The 4,823-nt window shown below is 58.6% G+C and carries 4 protein-coding genes; all 4 read right to left on the minus strand.

Going from position 1 to position 4,823, the window contains the following annotated elements; genetic code table 11:
* Window positions 1-79: 79 nt before the first annotated feature.
* On the minus strand, window positions 80-1,252 hold the full coding sequence (locus tag ACNKID_RS10380) for a metallophosphoesterase (protein WP_417913361.1): 1,173 nt from the start codon (window positions 1,250-1,252) through the stop codon (window positions 80-82).
* A 20-nt stretch (window positions 1,253-1,272) separates the two neighbouring features.
* Window positions 1,273-2,904, minus strand: a complete 1,632-nt coding sequence (locus tag ACNKID_RS10385; RefSeq protein WP_417913362.1) for a response regulator — start codon at window positions 2,902-2,904, stop codon at window positions 1,273-1,275.
* A gap of 144 nt (window positions 2,905-3,048) precedes the next feature.
* Window positions 3,049-4,278 (minus strand): tryptophan synthase subunit beta, encoded by a 1,230-nt coding sequence (trpB, locus tag ACNKID_RS10390; protein WP_417913364.1) that lies wholly within the window; start codon window positions 4,276-4,278, stop codon window positions 3,049-3,051.
* Window positions 4,279-4,328: 50 nt separating this feature from the next.
* The gene (locus ACNKID_RS10395) at window positions 4,329-4,598 is read right to left on the minus strand and encodes a hypothetical protein (protein ID WP_417913363.1); all 270 of its coding nucleotides are present in this window, start codon (window positions 4,596-4,598) and stop codon (window positions 4,329-4,331) included.
* Window positions 4,599-4,823: the final 225 nt, after the last annotated feature.

Genomic DNA, 4,823 nt, shown 5'->3' on the forward strand with positions numbered 1-4,823 from the left:
CGGGAATGCGTTGTTCAGGCCGCCGGGCAGCGTCTGTTTTCCGAATACGAGGGGCGAAAGATTTTTCACCCCTGCAGAGCTACTTGAGGATCAGCTCGGTGATTTCCTTCTCTGTGCCCAGCCGCATCGGCGGCCCCCACGTGGCCGTGCCCTGATTGACATAGAGCTGCGTTCCGCCCTCGCGGTACAGGCCCCGGATGTAAGGCTGCTGAAGAAGGACAAAGTATTTGAAAGGCCAGATCTGGCCGCCGTGCATGTGGCCGGACAGCACCAAGTCTGGCTGCTGCGCGGCAGCCTTCTGGGCGGCAATGGGCTGATGCGCGAGCAGGATCACCGTGCGGCCCGGCGCAATCCCGCCTAACGCCCGCTCGTAGTCAGGCGCATCGCCGAAGCGGCCTGCTTTGTGGTCGTTGACTCCGGCAATCACAAGCCTGTCCGCGCCGCGCCGCAGCTCTGTCCGCTCATTGCGGAGAATCCGCACGCCCAGCCGCTCGATTTCCGGCAGCCAGTCCTCCGCCCCGCTGTAGTACTCGTGGTTGCCAGTGACAAAGAACACGCCTTCCTTCGCCCGCAAGCCTCCCAGCGGAGCCAGCTCGCCGCGCAGCTGCGCCGCCGCTCCGTCCACCAGGTCGCCGGTGATGGCGACCATGTCCGGCTGAAGACGGTTGACGATGGCCACGATCTCGGCCAAGTCATCGGCATCGGCCAGCTCGCCAAGATGGATGTCGGAAAGCTGCACGATCTTGAAGCCCTTGAACGCGGCAGGCAGTTGGTTCAGCCTGATCTCCACCCTGCGCACTGCGGGCGGCTCGGCTCCCTTTTTCACCCCGAAGGCGGCAGCGGTCAGCACGACAAGCAGCCCGGCGGCAGCCGTGAGGCGCGAAAGCTGCTGCCAGCGGGCCGGATCCGGCCTTGCGCATCGCCGCAGCAGCAGGCAGCGGACTGTCAGGGCAAGGATTTTCAGGCTGTCGGCGCAGAGGAAAAAGAAGAACAGCAGCAGCAGCATCCCCAGCCAGAGATAGGCCAGCCATAAGAAGGGAAAGAGCCAGGCATGCGGCAGATGCCGCTCCAGCAGGCGGGAGAGCAGCGGCAGGAGGAAGAGGGCGGCGAGGGCCGCCGTGCCTGCGCGTCTGGCTCTGCCGCTCAGGCCGGTGTCCTTGACTAAACGCCGCCAGAGGTAATAATGCGCTCCGGCCAGCACCGAGCCGACTACGGCGATGAAGCGGAGAAAGAAGAGAGCGGCTGCGGACACGGCGGAGGAAGTGCTGCTTTTCAGCCCGCTGGCAGCCAGCGTTTCAAGGTCGAGGCGATCTGCGCCTTGTCAATGGGCTTGGTCAGATAATCATCCATGCCTGCGGCAAAGCATTTCTCTTGGTCGCCGCTCATGGCGTTGGCGGTCATGGCGATGATCAGCCGATGTTTGCCGCGCAGACGGCGGCGCAGGCGTTCGACCAAGCCGCTTTCCAGCTGCTCCGAAGCGTCGAGGTCTATTTCCTCATCCTGCTCGCAGAAGCGGATGATCCGGGTCAGGCTGTAGCCGTCCAAGCGCGGCATCTGCACATCAGAAAGGATGAGGTCAAAGCGGTCGTCCTCCAAAAGGATGTGCAGCGCCTCCACGCCGTCCTCCGCCTCTGTCACCTGATGCTGGAATTTCTCCAGCACCACGCGGAGCAGGAAGCGGTTGGCCGGGTTGTCCTCGACCAGCAGAATGCGCACAGGCCGCAGCCGGACATCCTCCAGCAGAACGGAGGCGGTTTTCTTCTTCTGCGGAGGCTCCTCAGCGGTGCGGCCAAAGACAACAACAAAGGTGAACACCGATCCCTTGCCCTCCTCGCTTTCCACCCAGATGCGGCCGTCCATCAGCTCGCAGAGCTGACGGCAGATGGCCAAGCCAAGGCCGGTGCCGCCGAACTTGCGCGAGACCGAGCTGTCCGCCTGTGAAAAGGCACTGAAGACGGTGCTGATCTTGTCCGGCGGAATGCCGATGCCCCGGTCAGCAACCGCAACCCGCACCGCCACGCTCTCTGGACCGTTTTTCTCTTGGGTGGCGATGATGCGGATAGGGCCTGCGTCTGAAAACTTGATCGCGTTGCTGAGGAGGTTGAGGATGATCTGGCGAAAGCGGAGGCTGTCGCCCTCCACCACCTTGGGCAGCTCCGGCGAGAGGTTGAGCGTGATCTCCAGCCCCTTTTCTTGAGACAGCACAGAGACGGTGCGGATGGCCGCTTCAATCGCCTCGGCAAGGACAAAGGGATGCTCGTCCAGCTCCATCTGCCCTGCCTCTATTTTAGAGAAGTCGAGGATGTCGTTGATCAGCGAGAGCAGCGAGTCTGCCGAGAGCTTGACCGTCTCCAAATAGCTGCGCTGCTGGGGATCAACCGCCTTTTCCAAAGCCAGATCCGTCATGCCCATGATCGCGCTCATGGGCGTGCGGATCTCATGGCTCATGTTGGCGAGAAAGACTGATTTGGACTGCGAGGCGGCTTCAGCCTTCAATCTCGCATTTTGCAGCTGCTGCCGCATCCGCAGCAGCTCAATCTGCGTGTCGATGCGGGCGCGGACGATCTCCAGCTTGAACGGCTTGGTGATGAAATCGACCGCGCCTGCGTCCAAACCTTGCAGCTCGTCGCTGTCCTTGTCCAAGGCGCTGAGAAAGATCACCGGAATATGCTTGGTGCGCACATCCGCCTTCAAGCGGCGGCAAACCTCGTAGCCGTCCAGGCCGGGCATCATGATGTCCAGCAGGATCAAGTCCGGCATAGGCTCCTGCATGGCCAGCTCCAGCCCTTGCGCGCCGCTGGTGGCCACCTTGATCTTGTAGACAGGCAGCATGGCCTCGCCAAGCAGCATCAGGTTGTCGACAATGTCATCAACAATGAGGAGAGTGTATTTCTTTTCGCTCATATTTCCGTTATGGCGCACAGGGCTGGCAGGGGGATGCGACGGCGACGCTTCATAAATGAAACTTCAAGCCGCTGTTTCTGTCTATCGCATATCCTGCGGTTTGGCAATTTTTTTCTTCCCAGTCCTGCGGATTGCGCCAAGCCTTCATTGCTGCCGGTATTCCTCCGCCCGGCGGACAATGAACTCCTGCCAGGACGGATCGTTGAAGGCATGGGCGATCGTAAAGATGTCCTTGTCGCCCCGGCCTGACATATTAATAATAACCGCCTGCTCGCGGGACATCTTCGGCGCTTCTTTGATCGCCTGGGCAAAGGCATGGGACGACTCCAAGGCCGGAATGATGCCCTCGGTCTTCATCGTCAGCTTGAGGGCTTCAAGCACCTCGTCATCTGTGGCCGCTTCAAAGCGCACCCTGCCTTTTTCCCCAAGATCAGCGAGAATCGGTGAAATGCCGACATAATCCAGCCCGGCGGAAATGGAATGCGTGTCTAACATCTGGCCGTCGCTGTCTTGCAGGAACTTGGTTTTGTATCCTTGAGCCACACCTGCTGCAGCGCGGTCGCTCAACATGCGGGAAGCGTGTTTGTCCGTGTCTAAGCCCTTGCCGCCCGCCTCAACGCCGACTAATTCCACGCCGTTTTGATCAAGAAAACCCTGAAAAATGCCCATCGCATTGGAACCGCCGCCAACGCAGGCATAAACTCGATCAGGCATTGCCCCATGCTGCTCCACGATCTGCCGTTTTGCCTCTTGGCCGATGATGGATTGAAACCAGGCCACCATTTCCGGGAAGGGATGCGGCCCGCAGGCCGTGCCAAGCACGTAATGCGTCGTGTCCATGCTCGCCACCCAATCGCGAAACGCCTCATTGATCGCGTCCTTCAGGGTGCGCGAGCCGTCTTTCACCGGAATCACGGTCGCGCCCAGCTTTTCCATCCAGAAAACATTGGGCCTTTGCCGTGCAACATCCTCTTCGCCCATGTAAATCGTGCAGTCAAAACCGAAGCGCGCGGCCATCGTTGCCGTGGCCACGCCATGCTGACCCGCGCCCGTCTCGGCGATGACCCGTTTTTTGCCCATCCGCTTGACCAAAAGCCCTTGCCCCATGACGTTGTTGGCTTTGTGCGCTCCAGTATGGTTGAGATCTTCGCGCTTTATGTAAATCCGCGCCCCGCCCAGCTGCTTGGAAAGGTTTTCCGCATAGGTCAGTGGCGTGGGCCTGCCAGAATAATTGGCCATCAGGGCAACATACTCCTGCCAGAAGCTGGAATCAGCCCGCGCCGCCTCATAGGCCGCGTTCAGCTCAACAAATGTTTGATGCAGCACTTCCGGGATGAACGCCCCGCCCCATTGTCCGAAGTATCCTTTCTTCATCGCATTATTCTCGCTCTCACGTTCCAGCGCAGAAACGTTGTTCTTGTTCATTATGCCGCTTTTATTCTGCGGAGTGATTCATTTTTTGTAAATTCATACCTGCCTTGACCGCCGCGCTCAATTGGATCATCTTGCAAGCAGCCATAAGTCTCTTGAATGAATCGCTCCCAATTCAGTCCTGTTGCAGGCTGTGCTGCGTCTGCGTCAAAGATGCTTTCTCCGGCAGGAAGCTCGAATGCTTTGATGATGATATACAGAGCAGTCAAATGTTCATCGCGCACTTTGTCAATTTCTCTCTTCAATAAATGCCTTGTGATCATGCCGCACCCTTTTTTGTTGCGATTTTAGGTGTATCCGTGGCCGCAAACGTCGCATTCGCCGCTTAAAACGCCCTGATTCACGCTTAAACCGAGTTGATTCACACTTAAATCGGGACGATTCACGTTTAAATCATCGTGATTCACTCTTCAATCGAGTTGATTCACGCTTCAATCGGCTCATTTTAAGCGTGAAACGTGACGATTTAAACGTGAACCAGGGCAATT

It is taken from the genome of Candidatus Electronema sp. TJ (assembly GCF_048287355.1).
GTDB lineage: Bacteria > Desulfobacterota > Desulfobulbia > Desulfobulbales > Desulfobulbaceae > Electronema.